We start from the raw sequence: 16,443 nt of genomic DNA, 5'->3' as shown, positions 1-16,443 counted from the left end.
AACTATTAATAATTACTTTTATAAACTTTTAATATAAAAAACATATAAAAATGAAAATTTTTCAACCATATTCCTTAGGTTCAATTACTTTAAAAAACCGTATTGTCATGGCTCCTATGACTCGTAATAGAGCAATCAAAAATATTCCAAATGATATTATGGCATTGTATTATGAACAACGTTCTGATGCCGGCTTAATTATAACCGAAGGAACTTCACCATCTCCTAATGGATTGGGCTACGCAAGAATTCCCGGTGCTTTTACCGATGCCCAAATTGAAGGATGGAAAAATATTGCTTCAAAAGTGCATAGCAAAGACAGTAAAATTTTTGTACAATTAATGCATTGCGGGAGAGCTTCTGCAACTCCAAATTTACCTGAAGGCGAAAAGGCTATAGCTCCATCAAGCATACAACTAAGTGGAGAAATTCACACCGATTTATCAGGAACAAGTCCTTATGCCATTCCTGAAGCTATGTCTATAGAGCAAATACAAAAAACTCAAAATGAATACATACAAGCAGCAACCAATTTAGTATCGGCAGGAATCGACGGAGTAGAGCTTCATAGCGCAAATGGTTATTTACTTGATCAATTTTTAAATCCTGCATCTAATGTTCGTAACGACGAGTACGGAGGTTCTTATAAAAACAGAACCCGTTTCTTATTAGAATTAACACAAAGAACTATTGATGCCATTGGTGCAGATAAAGTAGGCGTACGAATCTCTCCTTATGGTGTTTTTAATGATATGCAAGGTACATATGATGATTTAGTAGAAATGTATAGCTATTTAGCCGCAGAGTTATCAAAACTTAATATAGCCTATATTCACATCGTAGACCATCGTGGTATGGGAGCTCCAGATTTCCCTACAGATATTGTTACAACACTTAAGAATATTTTTAAAGGAACAATTATCACAGGAGGAAATATAAATACTGCAAAAGAGGCTCAAGCTGTATTGGATAAAGGAAGTGATCTTGCATATATAGGAAGACCGTACATATCAAACCCAAATCTTATTGAAAAATTAAAAAACAATATTGCATTAACCCAACCTGTCATGGATACTTTTTACACTCCTGGAGAAGTAGGGTATACAGATTATTAGCATATAAATTAGCTAAAATAATTGTCGAAAAAGGAGTTTTAAACAAATCAAAAACTCCTTTTTCTTTATACTTTATACTTTAGAGGAAGGTACACTACTTTTTTTGTTTCAAAAAACTCCTCTTCAAAATAATCAGAAAGATGGTGTTGTATTGCTTTGGGAAATAGAGCTAATTCCTCGGTAAGATCACCTCCTTTAAGATATAAAATTCCGTTTTGTAATTCGTGATTGTTTTTTTTGGCAATATTCTTTCGTACCCACTTTACAAAATCAGGCATATTGGTTACTGCACGACTTACAATAAAATCAAAACGATTATCAAAAGTACCTGCTCTTCGCTGCTCTGCTTTAACATTATGTAAATCTAATGCTTTTGCCACTTCATTGACCACTCTGATCTTTTTGGCAATAACATCAACCAGATAAAATTGAGTTTCGGGAAATAAAATCGCTAACGGAATCCCGGGAAAACCACCACCTGTACCTACATCCAATACATGCGTTCCTGGTTTAAAATCAAGGATTTTCGCAATTCCTAAAGAATGCAAAATATGACGCTCGTACAAAGATTCGATATCTTTACGAGAGATCACATTAATCTTTGCATTCCATTCTGTATATAAATCCCCGAGTTTCGAAAACTGTAATCTTTGTTCTTCAGTTATGTTCTGAAAGTATTTTTGTAGAATATCCATCAAATAGTAATTAAAGCACAAAAATACACCTTAAGATGAGATATTTTACTTCTTTTTAGGAACTTAAAAAAATTTAAATACCTAACTTTACCCAATATAATTATGACAAATATCGTTTGATCATAAACCTCAAGCTCATGACTGCACCAAACATACGCTTTAGCAGAGAGGATTCTGCTAAATTCTTTAAAACATTGAATAAACGTGTAAATCAATATTTTAAAGACAATAACATTAAACGAACAGGAAACTGGCGATTACATATTAAAACTGTCATTATGTTTTCTATTTTTTTAACTCCTTATTTTTTAATTCTCACCCTTGATATTTCACAATGGTGGATGCTACTGCTTACTATAGTAATGGGGGTAGGAATGGCTGGTGTGGGTATGAATGTGATGCACGATGGTAATCATGGTTCATATTCCTCAAAAAAATGGATCAATAAGCTAATGGGTGGTAGTATGTACATCCTTGCAGGTAATGTATACAACTGGCAAGTACAACATAATGTTTTACATCATACGTATACAAATATCCATGGTCATGATGAAGATATGGATGCCGGTCGGGTAATTCGTTTCACAAAACATTCAAAATGGAGACGTTTTCATAAGTTTCAGCATTACTACTCTATATTTCTTTATGGTTTACTAACTTTTAACTGGGCGTTGACCACAGATTTTAAGCAAACTAAAAACTACCTTGCCCGTAAGCTTTCTTATGGTAAATTACCTAGCCCATTAAAACAATGGAGTACGGTCGTCATAACCAAAATTATTTATCTTTTGATCTGGATTGTAATTCCTATGATTATTATGTCTATTGCATGGTGGAAAATCTTAATCGGATTTTTTATAATGCATTATGTTGCAGGACTTATATTAAGTGTCGTATTTCAATTGGCTCATATGGTAGAGGAAGCACAAATGCCGGTACCAGATAACACAGGAACTATGAAAAATAGTTGGGCTGTACACCAACTATTCACTACAGTTAATTTTTCTACAAAAAACAGATTGGTAAATTGGTTTACTGGCGGTTTAAATCATCAGGTAGAACATCATATTTTCCCTCATATAAGTCATATTCATTATACCAAAATCTCTAAAATTGTAAAACAAACAGCCTTAGAGTTTAATTTACCATACAACGAGTACAAAACCACACGCAAAGCTATTATTGCCCATTTTAAACACCTTAAAGAAATGGGGATGAAGCCTGCAATACAATCATAATTTTTATTTACCAGATAAATGAGCACACAAGTATCAGAAATGAGCATACAATTATCAGACAAAATCAATGCGCTTAAAGCATCTGCTACATTAGCAATGGCTGCAAAAGCACGTGAATTAAGAGCCGAAGGGAAAGATATTATTGGCCTTAGTCTTGGAGAACCAGATTTTAACACTCCAGATTTTATTAAAGAAGCTGCTATACAAGCTGTAAATGACAACTACAATTCATACACACCAGTTGATGGATACGTAGAGCTAAAAGATGCAATTATCACTAAATTTAAACGTGATAACGGTCTTACTTATGATCGCTCTCAAATAGTTGTTTCTACAGGGGCAAAGCAATCTCTTTATAATGTTGCTCAGGTATACATTAATCCAGGAGATGAAATAATTCTACCATGTCCTTACTGGGTAAGCTATAGTGATATTGTAAAACTTTCTGGAGGAGTTCCCGTAGAAGTAAAAACTTCTATTGATACAGACTTTAAAATGACTGCCGAACAGCTCGAAAAAGCGATTACACCAAAAACCAAAATGCTATGGTATAGCTCTCCTTGCAACCCAAGTGGGTCTATTTATAGCAAAGAAGAACTAAGAGCGTTGGCAGATGTACTACAAAAACATCCTAATATTATCGTAGTAAGTGACGAAATATATGAGCATATTAATTATGTTGGAGGTCATGCTTCTATGGCACAATTTGAGGATATGTATAACAGAACAGTGACTGTTAATGGTGTTGCTAAAGCTTTTGCTATGACAGGATGGCGAATAGGATATATTGGAGCACCTGCTGCTATTGCCCGTGCATGTAATAAAATGCAGGGCCAGGTAACTAGTGGGGCTAATTGTATTGCCCAACGAGCTGTAATTACTGCTCTTGAAGCTCCGGTTAGTAAAATTCAATATATGGTTGATGAGTTTAAAGAGCGAAGAAAACTAATACTAGGTTTATTATCTGAGATTCCTGGATTCGAATGTAATGAACCAGAAGGAGCATTTTATGTGTTTCCTGACATCTCTTATTACTTTGGCAAAACATTACAAGGGCATACTATCGAGAATGCCACAGATTTTTCAATGTTCTTATTAGAAAAAGCTAATGTTGCTACGGTAACGGGTATTGCTTTCGGAAATAGCAATTGTATTAGAATATCATATGCCGCCAGTACAGAAGAAATCAAAGAAGCTATCAAAAGAATTAAAGAAGTTGTGAGTTAATTAATACAATAACTTTAACTTTTTACAAATATGCCAATGCCTATAAAATAAGGTATTGGCATATTTTTTTAGCAAACGTTAAGTAAATTTTAACCTTATTTTATAATTTTTAAAACTGCCTTCTATACTAAATAAACGAAATTAGAGTTATACTTTTGCCATATCCCGAATACTAGTTTTACTAAAAAAACAAGTATTCAAAAAGAACCAACTTAAAACCAATTGTTATGAATACTCTAGAAAAGGAACGTATCGTCAAAAAAAATGTCCTTGAAATTTTTAAAGAAAACTTTGACGTCACTCACACAGATGATGAAATCTTAAACATCAAACCCGAAAAAGAGTTTAGCACCAATTACACTAGATTTTACGAATCAATATTAGATATTTTTCTAATTGAAGATAGAGAGCTAAAAAGCATAAAAGGAACTGTAAAAGACACCATCAAAAAAGTTGCTGAATTATGGCCAATAGCGCCAAATTCTTCTGCAACCTGGGAGTGGCAAATGCAATAAATCAAGTTTCTTTTATTACCTATTTCGCCAAAAAAACGGAGTAAGAAGTATTAGCACCGTAAAAAGTTCTAACCTTCCTATCAACATAAGGAAGGAGCACCACCATTTCCCAAAGGCTGGTAGTACATCGAAGTTATTTACCGGGCTAAGTTTACCAAAAGCAGGACCGACATTACCCAGAGAGGAAGCCGCTCCACCAATTGCGGTTTCAAAATCTAATCCTAATGCACCTAAGACCACAGAACCAATAATAAAAGCAAGCATATATAAGATAAAAAATGCCAATATATTAAATACAATTTCCTTAGAGACAGATCTTCTATTATATCTTACCGGTAATACTGCTCTGGGATGCAGTGTTCTTTTAAATTCTAAAATCCCATTTTTAATAGTTATTAAATGTCGTACTACTTTTATACCTCCCGATGTAGATCCTGCAGAACCACCCAGAAACATAATTCCAAAGAAAAAAACTGTTAAAAATGATGTCCACATTGTAAAGTCTGCACTTACAAAACCTGTAGTAGTAATTACCGCAAGTACTTGAAATAGTGCATGACGAAAAGCACTTTCTGCTTCTCCCCACACCATTGGATGATCGATTGAAGAAATAGACATATCTGCTTTACTATATATGACAAGAGTAGCTATTGCTGTAAATATGATAACAGAAAGGGCATAAAATTTAAATTCTTCATCTTTTATAATTTTCTGAACCTTCCCTTTAAAGCCAAAATAGCTAAGAACAAAATTCATCCCTGCCAAAAACATAAATAGTATGATGATATATTGTATCATAGGTTGATCGTTCCAATAGGCAACACTTGCATTTTTAGTAGAAAACCCTCCTGTAGACAATGTACTTAATGCATGGTTTATTGCATCAAAGAAATTCATCCCTGCCAGTTTTAAAAGAATAGTTTCTGCAACGGTATATCCAAAATAGATCAACCATAATCGTTTTGCAGTATCCGTAATTCTGGGATGCAATTTATCTGCACTTGGCCCAGGCGCTTCTGCAGCAAATAGCTGCATACCTCCTATCCCCAACAAGGGCAAAATAGCAATTGCCAATACAATAATTCCCATGCCTCCAATCCAATGCGTTAAACTGCGCCAAAACAAAACTCCTTTAGGGATAATCTCTATTTCATTAAGAATAGATGCACCTGTGGTAGTATACCCCGACATAGTTTCAAAAAAGGCATTGGTAAAAGATGGTATTGCTCCCGAGAATAAGTAAGGCAAGGTTCCGCTAAGAGACATAAATATCCAGCCAAAGGTTACGACAATATACCCTTCGCGTTTATTAATTTCTTTTTGGTGCTCTCTGGTTAAAAACATTAAGATAATCCCAATAAACATCGTAGCCAAAGATGCCATCATGATCTCTAAAGTAACTCCATCTTTATAGATAAAGCTAATACCAGTAGCGATTAGCATAAATCCGCCATTACAGAGTAATAACAGCCCCATGATATGTGAGATAATCTTATAGTTTAATCTGTACATCTTAAAGGAAAAGCTTTTCTATTTTCTTGATAGATTTTGGTAAACAACATACCACGACCCGGTCTCCGGCCTGAATATAAAAATCTCCCAATGGGATCATTCCTTCTTCATCTCTAATAACCCCGGCAATTATAGCAGAACGAGGAAAATCTAAATCTTTGATTAAATTATCACTTACTTCTGAAGAAGGTTTAACGACAAACTCTAACAGCTCAGCATTCATATTATTCAGCTTGGTCATTGCTACAACCTCACCTTTTCTAATAAATCTAAAAATATTGTTTGCAGCCAGAAGCTTCTTATTAATTAAAGTATCTATACCTATAGAATGAGATAGTTGGAAATAATCCATGTTTTCTACTAATGCAATAGTTTTTCTCACTCCCTTAGATTTGGCTACCAGACAAGACATTATATTGGTTTCAGAGTTACCTGTAACCGCTATAAAGGCATCCATGCCATCAATACCTTCTTCTTGTAATAGTTCTACATTTCGCCCATCACCATTAATAATCAAAGCATTAGGTAGTTCATCGGCAAGATCAAAAGACTTCTCTCTATCTTTCTCGATAAGTTTTACTCTAAATTTATGATCACATAGGTCTCGAGAAGTTTTATAACCAATCTTACTTCCTCCCAGGATCATTACATTCTTAATTTGCTCTTTAACTTTTCCGGTTAGCTTATACAACTCTTCTACTCCACCTTTAGAAGTTACAAAATACACTTGATCTCCTTCTTTAAAAGTAGTATCTCCTCTAGGAATTAATGTATATTGAGTTCCGGAGCGTTGAATTGCGATAGGCATAAAGTGTAATTCTGGAAACACCTCTGCTGCTTGTCTCACCGTTTTACCAACAAATAATGCTTCTTTAGATAAGGTAGTTCCTACCATCGTTAGTGCACCATTCTCGAATTCGTAACTCCCATGAAATGCCGATTGACTAAGCAACAATTCTATTTCACTAGCTGCCAGGGCCTCTGGAGAAATGAGCTCATCGATACCAAATTTAATAAATCCTACTTCTTCTTTATTTTCTATAAACTCTGTATTAGAAATCCTGGCTATAGTGCGTTTAGCTCCAAGCTGTTTTGCCAATACACATATTGTAATATTGGTCGTTTCGCTAGAGGTAACGCTAATTACCATATCTACATTGTCTACTCTTGCTTCTTTTAAAATAGCAATTGAAGTAGAATCTCCTTTAATAACTCTAATATCAAGGTGAGTATCTGCATAATTAAGACATTCCTTATCTGTATCTATAAGAGTAATGTCCTGGGATTCAAACGAGAGTAATTTCGCCAAATGAAATCCTACCTCACCAGCTCCGGCGATTATGATTTTCATTGGTTTTGTTTATTGTTTTCCATCTAAAGATAAAATCAAACTAAGACTAAATACTACACTTCAAAATAACCAGAAGTAATGTCTTAGAATATAAAAGCGTACAAAGATAATGTAAATTGACTAACTGGTAAAATTTGATGATCTTCAACTTCAATTCTGATAATTCTGATATCATTTTTTATCATTCTGTAATCAAAGATTATAGTTTACAAAACCTTTATTATAGAACAAAATCACATTTTTTTGCTTAATCAACAAAACTCAGGATGAGTTCAATATCAAAAATGTATATTTGCCTAAATTTTTTTTAATGTCAGAAAAAATAACTCCATATAAAGATAAGACCAGGTCTAAAAAAGAGCAGGTTGCCGAGATGTTTGATACTATTTCAGAGAATTATGACGGGTTAAATCGTGTTATTTCTTTTGGCATTGATGTAAAATGGCGTAAAAAAGTAGTAAAACTTGTTAGCAAAACAAATCCAAAAAGAATTTTGGATGTTGCTACAGGAACTGGTGATCTAGCTATAAATCTATCAAAAACAGGGGCATCAGAAATCATTGGTCTTGATATTTCTACAGGAATGTTAGAAGTTGGAAGGCAAAAGATCGCAATAAAAAAATTAGATACCATTATTAATATGGTACAAGGAGATAGTGAAAATCTTCCTTATGATGAAAATTATTTTGATGCGATAACTGTAGCTTTTGGGGTACGAAATTTTGAAAATTTAGAAAAAGGACTTTCAGAAGTATTTAGGGTCCTTAAACCTGGAGGTATTTTTGTAGTTTTAGAAACTTCTATCCCTACAAAAACCCCATATAAACAAGGATACAAGTTTTATTCGACAACAATATTACCGCTTGTTGGTAAGTTATTTTCCAAGGATAAATCTGCTTATTCTTATCTAAGTGAAAGTGCTGCTGCTTTTCCTTATGGAGAAGCCTTCAACAATATTTTGAAAAAAATCGGGTTTATAGAAGTCAAAGATAACCCACAAACTTTTGGTGTTGCTACAATTTATACAGCTACAAAATAATAGTACCGTAATAAAGGAGAGGGTTAAACCATTAAAAGGTTAATTTTAATTTAGATGAAAAGAATATTTATCTTAATAGTTGTTTTAATATGTGCTCAAAACATGAATGCACAGTTATTTTCTAAAGAAAAGGTACAAAACCTTCAGAACTTTGATAAACCAAGATTCAGCTATGGCTATATTCTTGGATTTAACCTTTATGATTTTAATTTTGATTATACAACTGATGCCCCAGAAACCGATATCATACATGATGAGTCTATTGGTTTTAGTGTAGGTCTTTTAGGGAATTTAAGGTTAAATGATTATTTTGATCTTAGATTAGAACCTATGGTTACTTTTAACACTCGAAATCTAAGATTTTCGAACCCTCAATTCACTTCTGATTTTGAATCTGTACGAGAAGTTAAATCAACATACGTTCATGTACCGTTATTGTTAAAGGTATCGACCAAAAGAATCAATAACATCAAGCCTTTTATTATCGGAGGTGTTTCTACCTCTATGAACTTATCTAGTAATGAAGATAATCCCGATGATAATAGCGTAGGACAATTTAGAATGAAAACCAATACTAATTATTATGAAATTGGTTTTGGTGTAGATTTATATTTATACTATTTCAAATTTACTCCATCTATACGAGGAGTTTTTGCTATGTCTGATGAATTGGTAAAAGATAATGATCCTAACAGCCCCTATACCTCGACTATTGATAAAATGTCGACAAGAGGGATTTTTATAAATTTCACGTTTCAATAATCTTACTTAGTTAAGATCTTCTAAATTCACTAAGAACAATAGCTGTTGCAGTAGCAACATTAAGGCTTTCTGTCTTTTGATCTGATCCAAATTGTGGAATCGTTATCCTATCTTTAATAAGATTCTGGATATCTTCAGAAATTCCGTTTGCTTCATTACCCATTATAACTATAGCATCTTTGGGCAATTTCTCTGTATAAATAGAGTTTCCATTCATAAAAGTGCCAAAAATCCTCGAATTTGGTGATTCTAAAGTTAAAAAATCCTGTAAGTTCACATAACTAATATTTACTCTTGTAATAGATCCCATTGTAGCTTGTATCACTTTGGGATTATAACAATCTACGGTTTGTAAAGAACACACCAAATCCTGTATCCCAAACCAATCACAAAGACGAATTATCGTCCCTAAATTACCGGGATCTCTAATATCATCTAATGCTAAAACCAAACCGTTTGGATTTGTTTTTTTTACTTCAGGGATATGAAACACTGCCAATGCAACTTGCGGAGTCGTTAAAAAACTAATCTGTTTTAATTCTTCCTCTGTAATATCATACTCTAAGGTGGTAGAAACATCAAAGATTCCAACTTCTAATGTAAAGAGAGAATGAAGCTTAAGATCAGCTGCAAGTAACTCTTTAATCACTTTTTTGCCTTCTGCAACAAACAATCCATGTTGTTTTCGGTACTTTTTTTGATATAAACTCTTTATTAGTTTCTTTTGGTTTTTGCTAACCATACAAATAGTGTATTTTTGAATCAATGAATGAATACAGGTTGAAACACTTTCTGACAAAAATATTATTAATTACCTTAACTAGCACCTTTTTATTTTCGTGTGATGCGGTAAAGAGAGTTCCCGAGAGCGAATATCTTTTGAAAAAAAATCAAATTTATGTTGATAGTGCCAAAACTAAGAATCCTAAACTATACGATCAATTATACCAAAAACCTAATACTAAACTATTAGGAATCCCTATTAGGCTTCACATATATAATTTAGCCAGCGTAAATCAGGATTCTTTGTATCAGGATTGGTTAACAAGAAAACCCAAACGAGAAAAACGACTCACCAGATTTCTTTCAAAAAAACAAGTAAATAGATTAGGTGTAGGGTTATCACGTATTAATGACTGGCTTAAAAGTACAGGAGAACCTCCTTCTATTATCGATGAATCAAAAGTAAAACGATCTATAAAAAGATTACAGGCTTATTACTGGAATAACGGCTGGTTTAATATTGAAGCAGATTATAAAATTAATACCGAAGATAACAAAACTGCAACGGTAGATTATTATGTAAAACCACACCAACCCTATTTTATTGATTCACTTAATACCAGAATAGAATCCAAAGTTGCAGATTCGATATACAAACTTAATACTGAAAAATCTACAATCGTTTCAGGAAAGCAATACAAAACTCTGGATATAGAAGCAGAACGAGAAAGATTAACATCATTATACCGAAATTCTGGACTCTATCACTTCGAAAAAGAATTTATAAAATTTGATGCTGATACAATTAATACAGGTCACAAGGTAAATCTAAATTTACTCATAAAGAATCGTGCGATTACCTATGGCGACTCTACTGCCAGAACCCCTTTTAAGGTTCATAAAATAAGTAAAGTGAATATTTTTACCGATTATTCATATCAAAATCGAAATCAAAAACCCAAGGATAGCACTTTTTACAAAGGGTATAATATTTATGGATATAACAAAATAAAATATACCCGTAAGGCAATTACAAATTCTGTCCTTATCACTCCTGGCGAAATCTTTAGAGATAAAGACCGTACAAATACTTATAATCAAATTAATAATTTAAGAACATTTAAATACCCTAACATAAATTATGAGATTGATCCCGACGATCCTTCTGGAGAAAATCTTATCGCTAGTATCTTATTAACTCCAAGAAAAAAATACAGTACAAATATCGATTTTGATGTATCAACTTCAAATATTCAAGCTTTTGGTATTGGTTTCGGAGGATCTCTTTTAATACGAAATGTTTTTGGAGGTGCCGAAATTTTAGAAATATCAGCCCGAGGAAGTATTGGATCTTCTAGTGATGCGGTAGATGGGGGTCAAAAATTCTTTAATATATCAGAAGTAGGAGCAGACGTAAAACTATCATTTCCAAAAATACTTTTCCCGCTTAGAACCAATAAAATTATTCCAAAATACATGTCACCGACCACTAATCTTATTTTCGGAATGAATGTTCAGCAAAATATCGGTCTTGACAAACAAAATGCTACAGGAGTATTTAATTATCGATGGAAACCCAGCAATATCTTAACCAATCAATTTGATCTTATTAACATACAATATGTTAGAAACCTAAACACCAGTAATTATTTTAACATTTATAACACTTCATTTAACAGGCTAAATAATATTGCTACAAGAGTTCTTGAAGCAGATTCACCATTCTTTTCTCAACCAAATACAGGCACTCTAAATATAGAAAATGCTGTATTACACATACCTAGTGGAGCAAATGGTTTTATAGCACAGTCCTTAAGTGCTTCACCTGATCCCGATTTAACACCGGAGCAATTACAGGAGATTCGAAATATCAATGAAAGAAAAGTAAGATTAACAGAAGACAACTTAATTTTTGCGTCGAGTTATACATACACAAAGAATAATAGAGAAAATCTTTATGATGAAAATTACTCGAGATTTAGAGCTAAAATCGAATTAGCAGGTAATGTATTAAGTGCTATTTCGAACATATCGGGATTAAAAGAAAATTCGAATAAACGTTTTGAAGTATTTGGTGTAGAATTTTCTCAATATGCAAAAACAGAACTAGATTATATAAAACATTGGGATCTGGGAAGAAAAAATGTAGTTGCTTTTAGAGCGTTTGGAGGAATTGCTCTTCCTTATGGTAACTCTAATAGTATTCCTTTTGCACGAAGTTTTTTTGGTGGCGGACCTAATGACAATAGAGCTTGGCTGGTATATGATCTGGGGCCTGGAAGTACCGGCGGAAGAGATGAATTTAATGAAGCCAATATGAAAATTGCGCTAAATGCAGAATACCGATACAAAATTCTCGGGTCATTACACGGAGCTTTATTTATTGATGCCGGAAACATATGGAATGTTCTGGATAATGTAGAAGAAGAAGATGCTACATTTTCAAAATTAGATGATATACGAGAAATGACTGTAGGAAGTGGTTTCGGGTTTCGATATGATTTCAATTTCTTCGTTTTAAGGCTTGATATCGGATTTAAGACTTTTAATCCAGCAAGAGATCAGGATAAACGATGGTTTAAAGGATACAACTTCTCTGAAGCTGTTTATAATTTTGGGATTAATTATCCTTTTTAATTCATTTATATTTTAGGTAGCTTAATTAAAACATAAACCATTCACATATCTCATTTTTGTAAAAAAACCAATAATCATGATAATTAAAACCGCCACAACTCTACACCTTTTAATGATTATTTTAATCCTATCGGTTTCCGTATAATTTTACTATTTTTGTAGCCTTATAAACCAAAACTAAATTATGAGTCACAACATCAAACCAGGAGTTGCTACAGGAGACGAAGTCCAGGCAATTTTTAAATATGCAAAAGAGAAAGCTTTTGCATTACCTGCAGTTAATGTAATCGGTTCTAATTCGATTAATGCAGTTTTAGAAACTGCTGCAGCGTTAAATTCTCCTGTAATTATTCAATTCTCTAACGGAGGGGCACAGTTTAATGCTGGAAAAGGCCTATCTAATGAAGATCAAAAGGCCGCAATAGCAGGAGCAGTTGCAGGTGCCAAACATGTACATTTAATGGCTGAAGCCTATGGAGTACCAGTAATTTTGCATACTGACCACTGTGCAAAAAAACTACTTCCCTGGATCGATGGCCTATTAGATGCCGGAGAAGAATTTTATCGAGAAACCGGAAAACCATTGTATAGTTCACATATGATCGATTTATCTGAAGAACCAATCGAAGAAAACATCGAAATCTGTGCAGCATATTTGGCTCGTATGAGCAAAATGGGTATGACCCTAGAAATTGAGCTAGGAATTACTGGTGGCGAAGAAGATGGTGTAGATAATAGCGATGTAGATGATTCTAAACTATATACACAACCAGAAGAAGTTGCCTATGCTTATGAAGAGTTAAGCAAAGTAAGTGATAAATTTACTGTAGCAGCAGCCTTTGGTAATGTGCATGGTGTATACAAACCAGGTAATGTAAAATTAACACCTAAAATACTTAAAAACTCTCAAGAGTTTATCTCACAAAAATATGGAGTCGAACATAACCACATCGATTTTGTATTTCATGGAGGAAGTGGCTCTACTGTTGAAGAAATAAGAGAAGCAATTGGATACGGAGTTATTAAAATGAATATTGACACCGATCTGCAATTTGCATTTAATGAAGGTATTCGCGATTACATGACCAATAATATTGAATATCTGAAGACACAAATAGGTAATCCTGATGGATCAGAAGAACCTAATAAAAAGTATTACGATCCTAGAAAATGGTTACGAGAAGGAGAAATTACCTTTAAGAACCGTCTTAAAAAGGCATTCGAGGATTTAAATAATGTAAATACATTATAGAAGACTGAAAACTTAAGCTGAAACTCTTTTGATGAGTTTCAGCTTTTTTTAATTATAATAAAACTATATGGCTTGGTTTAAGAGAACACAAAAAGGTATACAGACTGCGACCGAAGACAAAAAGGATGTCCCTAAAGGGCTTTGGTACAAATCTCCAACGGGAAAAATTGTAGATGCAGAACAACTCGAAAAAAACTTCTATGTAAGTCCAGAAGATGGATATCATGTAAGAATAGGTAGTAAAGAATATTTTGAAATCCTATTTGATGATAATAAATTTAAAGAGCTTGATAAAGGTGTAACCTCAAAAGATCCTCTTAAATTCGAAGACAAAAAGAAATATGTTGACCGTCTTAAAGACGCGCAAGAAAAAACAAACTTAAAAGATGCAGTAAGAACAGCGGTAGGAAAATCCTGTGGCAATGATTTAGTTATTGCATGTATGGATTTTGCATTTATTGGAGGTTCTATGGGTAGCGTAGTAGGTGAAAAAATCGCAAGAGCTGCCGATTACTCATTAAAACACAAAATTCCGTTTATGATTATTTCCAAATCAGGAGGTGCTCGTATGATGGAAGCTGCATTATCATTAATGCAATTGGCAAAAACATCTGCCAAGTTAGCACAATTAGCAGATGCAGGAATACCTTATATATCATTATGTACAGATCCTACAACAGGGGGTACAACAGCTTCTTTTGCTATGTTAGGAGATATTAATATTGCAGAGCCAGGAGCATTAATTGGATTTGCAGGACCACGCATTGTAAGAGATACTACAGGAAAAGAATTACCCGAAGGTTTTCAAACCGCCGAATTCTTAAAAGAACATGGCTTCCTGGATTTCATAACTCCTAGACATGAACTAAAACAAAAGATAAACTTATATCTAAGTTTAATTCTAAATCGCCCTTTGGCAAATTAAGAAATAATACATCTAGTTATATATAAAAAGGGCCCGGCTTAAAGTTGGGCCCTTTTATATAATCACATCAAAAACCTACAGATCATAGTCGAATCTCACGTTCTTCTCCATTATCATTGGTAAATACAGCTAAATTATCGCAATCTCCGTTACCATAATCTAATGAACCACTATAATTTGTTCTTACCAACTCAACAACACCACTCACCAAAAACCTACAACTAGCTTCTCGTCGTAAAGGTGTTGTAATTGTAGTACTGTGCGTGTTTCCATTTTTGAAATTAGTTTCCCAGGCACCTGTAATTAAGAACACATTATCTCCCCAATTTCCATTAAAAGAGCCTTCTATCCATTCGCGAACCTTTGATCCTGTTCTGGTTGCCTGTGTACCATCAGCAAAAACAACCGTTAAATCAAGATTCATTGTATATTGAGGGTTACCGTTATCATTAACTTTTTGCCTGGTTACTGTTTTAGATCCAACAAATTGCATATCATCAATAAAAAAGTCCTCGAGCGTATAGTTAATATTTTTTGTCATTGCTTCTGTATCTATCACATATGACATATTAACCTTTCCCTTTACGATATGTCCACCTCTAACTTCGCACCCATCAGAACCAAAATCTACAGTTACCTCTTTAGAAGTATCTGTGACTGTAATGGTTACAGTTGCGCAATCTGGTAAAAAAGGATGTATTGGGCTTTTTATATCGCTTTCTTCATACTCATACACTTGTAAAAATGTATCGCTTATTACCTCGGCTGTATTGTCTACCTTAGCATTAAGTTCGGTTTCTTCGGTAGTAAAAGATGATACCAATTGATCTTCGGCATCATCTTGATTACATCCAACCAAAATCAAAAAAAATAATGCGATTAAACTAAATTTAGATAAGTTACTTTTCATAATATTTAATTTTAACGTTACAATACTAAGACCATATATTATGCAAAACGTTTAATTGCAATATGTTTTTTCATATAAAATGCATTTCTAATCCAAAAAATATTATATTTGCACGCTAATAGCAAAGAGCTATTGATACATAAAAATCATTTAAATAATATTGGAATGTATTTAACAAAAGAAGTTAAAGAAGAAATCTTCGCAAAGCACGGTAAAGGAAAGAATGACAGTGGTTCTGCAGAAGGTCAAATTGCATTATTTACTCACAGAATTACTCACCTTACTGAGCACTTAAAAAAGAATCGTAAAGATTTCAACACAGAGCGTTCTTTGGTGAAACTGGTAGGTAAACGTAGAGATCTACTTGATTACCTTAAGAAGAAAGATATCATGAGATATCGTGCAATTGTAAAAGAATTAGGATTAAGAAAGTAACAAAAAAAGAGGCTGCGTGCCTCTTTTTTTATATTAAATAATTAAAAAACATTTGTACTTCACTAGAGTATAAATGCATGCCTTAGTTTTTCATTGGTCGCGCAATT

General features: G+C 33.4%; 15 protein-coding genes. 10 read left to right on the top strand and 5 right to left on the bottom strand.

Features of this window, described 5'->3' with window-relative positions; translation table 11 throughout:
- Window positions 1-50: 50 nt before the first annotated feature.
- Window positions 51-1,115: an alkene reductase gene (locus tag ATO12_RS08650; protein WP_034241267.1), complete on the top strand. Its 1,065-nt coding sequence runs from the start codon at window positions 51-53 to the stop codon at window positions 1,113-1,115.
- Window positions 1,116-1,180: 65 nt separating this feature from the next.
- Here the strand turns inward: ATO12_RS08650 and rsmG are convergent, their stop codons facing one another.
- A complete protein-coding gene (gene rsmG / locus ATO12_RS08645) occupies window positions 1,181-1,810 on the bottom strand; it encodes a 16S rRNA (guanine(527)-N(7))-methyltransferase RsmG (RefSeq protein ID WP_034241266.1) in 630 nt (209 codons plus the stop codon).
- Between the two features lie 137 nt (window positions 1,811-1,947).
- On the opposite strand from rsmG, the gene ATO12_RS08640 reads away from it, so the two are divergent.
- The 3 genes from ATO12_RS08640 to ATO12_RS08630 all read left to right on the top strand — a co-directional run bounded on the left by ATO12_RS08640 (window position 1,948) and on the right by ATO12_RS08630 (window position 4,790).
- Entirely contained in the window at window positions 1,948-3,048 is a 1,101-nt protein-coding gene (locus ATO12_RS08640) for a fatty acid desaturase family protein (protein WP_034241265.1), read from the top strand.
- Between the two features lie 39 nt (window positions 3,049-3,087).
- On the top strand, window positions 3,088-4,275 hold the full coding sequence (locus ATO12_RS08635; protein WP_034241263.1) for a pyridoxal phosphate-dependent aminotransferase: 1,188 nt from the start codon (window positions 3,088-3,090) through the stop codon (window positions 4,273-4,275).
- A gap of 227 nt (window positions 4,276-4,502) precedes the next feature.
- Window positions 4,503-4,790, top strand: a complete 288-nt coding sequence (locus ATO12_RS08630) for a hypothetical protein (protein ID WP_034241262.1) — start codon at window positions 4,503-4,505, stop codon at window positions 4,788-4,790.
- Between the two features lie 15 nt (window positions 4,791-4,805).
- Here ATO12_RS08630 and ATO12_RS08625 read toward each other — a convergent pair whose 3' ends face one another.
- Both ATO12_RS08625 and trkA read right to left on the bottom strand, forming a co-directional pair.
- Complete coding sequence (locus ATO12_RS08625) at window positions 4,806-6,302, bottom strand: TrkH family potassium uptake protein (protein ID WP_034241261.1); 1,497 nt, start codon at window positions 6,300-6,302, stop codon at window positions 4,806-4,808.
- Window position 6,303: 1 nt separating this feature from the next.
- Window positions 6,304-7,653, bottom strand: coding sequence for a Trk system potassium transporter TrkA (trkA, locus tag ATO12_RS08620; protein WP_034241260.1), 1,350 nt, complete (start codon window positions 7,651-7,653; stop codon window positions 6,304-6,306).
- Window positions 7,654-7,963: 310 nt separating this feature from the next.
- On the opposite strand from trkA, the gene ubiE reads away from it, so the two are divergent.
- Entirely contained in the window at window positions 7,964-8,692 is a 729-nt protein-coding gene (gene ubiE / locus ATO12_RS08615; RefSeq protein ID WP_034241257.1) for a bifunctional demethylmenaquinone methyltransferase/2-methoxy-6-polyprenyl-1,4-benzoquinol methylase UbiE, read from the top strand.
- A gap of 54 nt (window positions 8,693-8,746) precedes the next feature.
- Complete coding sequence (gene porT / locus ATO12_RS08610; protein ID WP_034241255.1) at window positions 8,747-9,454, top strand: type IX secretion/gliding motility protein PorT/SprT; 708 nt, start codon at window positions 8,747-8,749, stop codon at window positions 9,452-9,454.
- A gap of 10 nt (window positions 9,455-9,464) precedes the next feature.
- On the opposite strand, the gene ATO12_RS08605 is transcribed toward porT, so the two are convergent.
- A complete protein-coding gene (locus ATO12_RS08605) occupies window positions 9,465-10,196 on the bottom strand; it encodes a TrmH family RNA methyltransferase (protein ID WP_034241253.1) in 732 nt (243 codons plus the stop codon).
- Between the two features lie 23 nt (window positions 10,197-10,219).
- Between ATO12_RS08605 and tamL the strand changes: the two genes are divergently transcribed.
- The 3 genes from tamL to accD all read left to right on the top strand — a co-directional run bounded on the left by tamL (window position 10,220) and on the right by accD (window position 14,991).
- Complete coding sequence (tamL, locus tag ATO12_RS08600) at window positions 10,220-12,814, top strand: translocation and assembly module lipoprotein TamL (RefSeq protein WP_034241250.1); 2,595 nt, start codon at window positions 10,220-10,222, stop codon at window positions 12,812-12,814.
- Window positions 12,815-12,998: 184 nt separating this feature from the next.
- Window positions 12,999-14,066 (top strand): class II fructose-bisphosphate aldolase, encoded by a 1,068-nt coding sequence (fbaA, locus tag ATO12_RS08595; protein ID WP_034241248.1) that lies wholly within the window; start codon window positions 12,999-13,001, stop codon window positions 14,064-14,066.
- 67 nt (window positions 14,067-14,133) lie between these two features.
- On the top strand, window positions 14,134-14,991 hold the full coding sequence (gene accD, locus ATO12_RS08590) for an acetyl-CoA carboxylase, carboxyltransferase subunit beta (protein WP_034241246.1): 858 nt from the start codon (window positions 14,134-14,136) through the stop codon (window positions 14,989-14,991).
- An 82-nt stretch (window positions 14,992-15,073) separates the two neighbouring features.
- Here accD and ATO12_RS08585 read toward each other — a convergent pair whose 3' ends face one another.
- Window positions 15,074-15,901, bottom strand: coding sequence for a hypothetical protein (locus ATO12_RS08585; protein WP_051575695.1), 828 nt, complete (start codon window positions 15,899-15,901; stop codon window positions 15,074-15,076).
- Window positions 15,902-16,066: 165 nt separating this feature from the next.
- Here ATO12_RS08585 and rpsO point away from each other — a divergent pair, with 165 nt between their 5' ends.
- Window positions 16,067-16,336, top strand: coding sequence for a 30S ribosomal protein S15 (gene rpsO, locus ATO12_RS08580; protein WP_034241373.1), 270 nt, complete (start codon window positions 16,067-16,069; stop codon window positions 16,334-16,336).
- The last annotated feature ends 107 nt before the right edge of the window (window positions 16,337-16,443 follow it).

The organism is Aquimarina atlantica (genome assembly GCF_000626715.1).
GTDB lineage: Bacteria > Bacteroidota > Bacteroidia > Flavobacteriales > Flavobacteriaceae > Aquimarina > Aquimarina atlantica.
The sequence above is the reverse complement of the archived record's forward strand: the minus strand, read 5'-3'. Positions and strand labels throughout refer to the sequence as shown.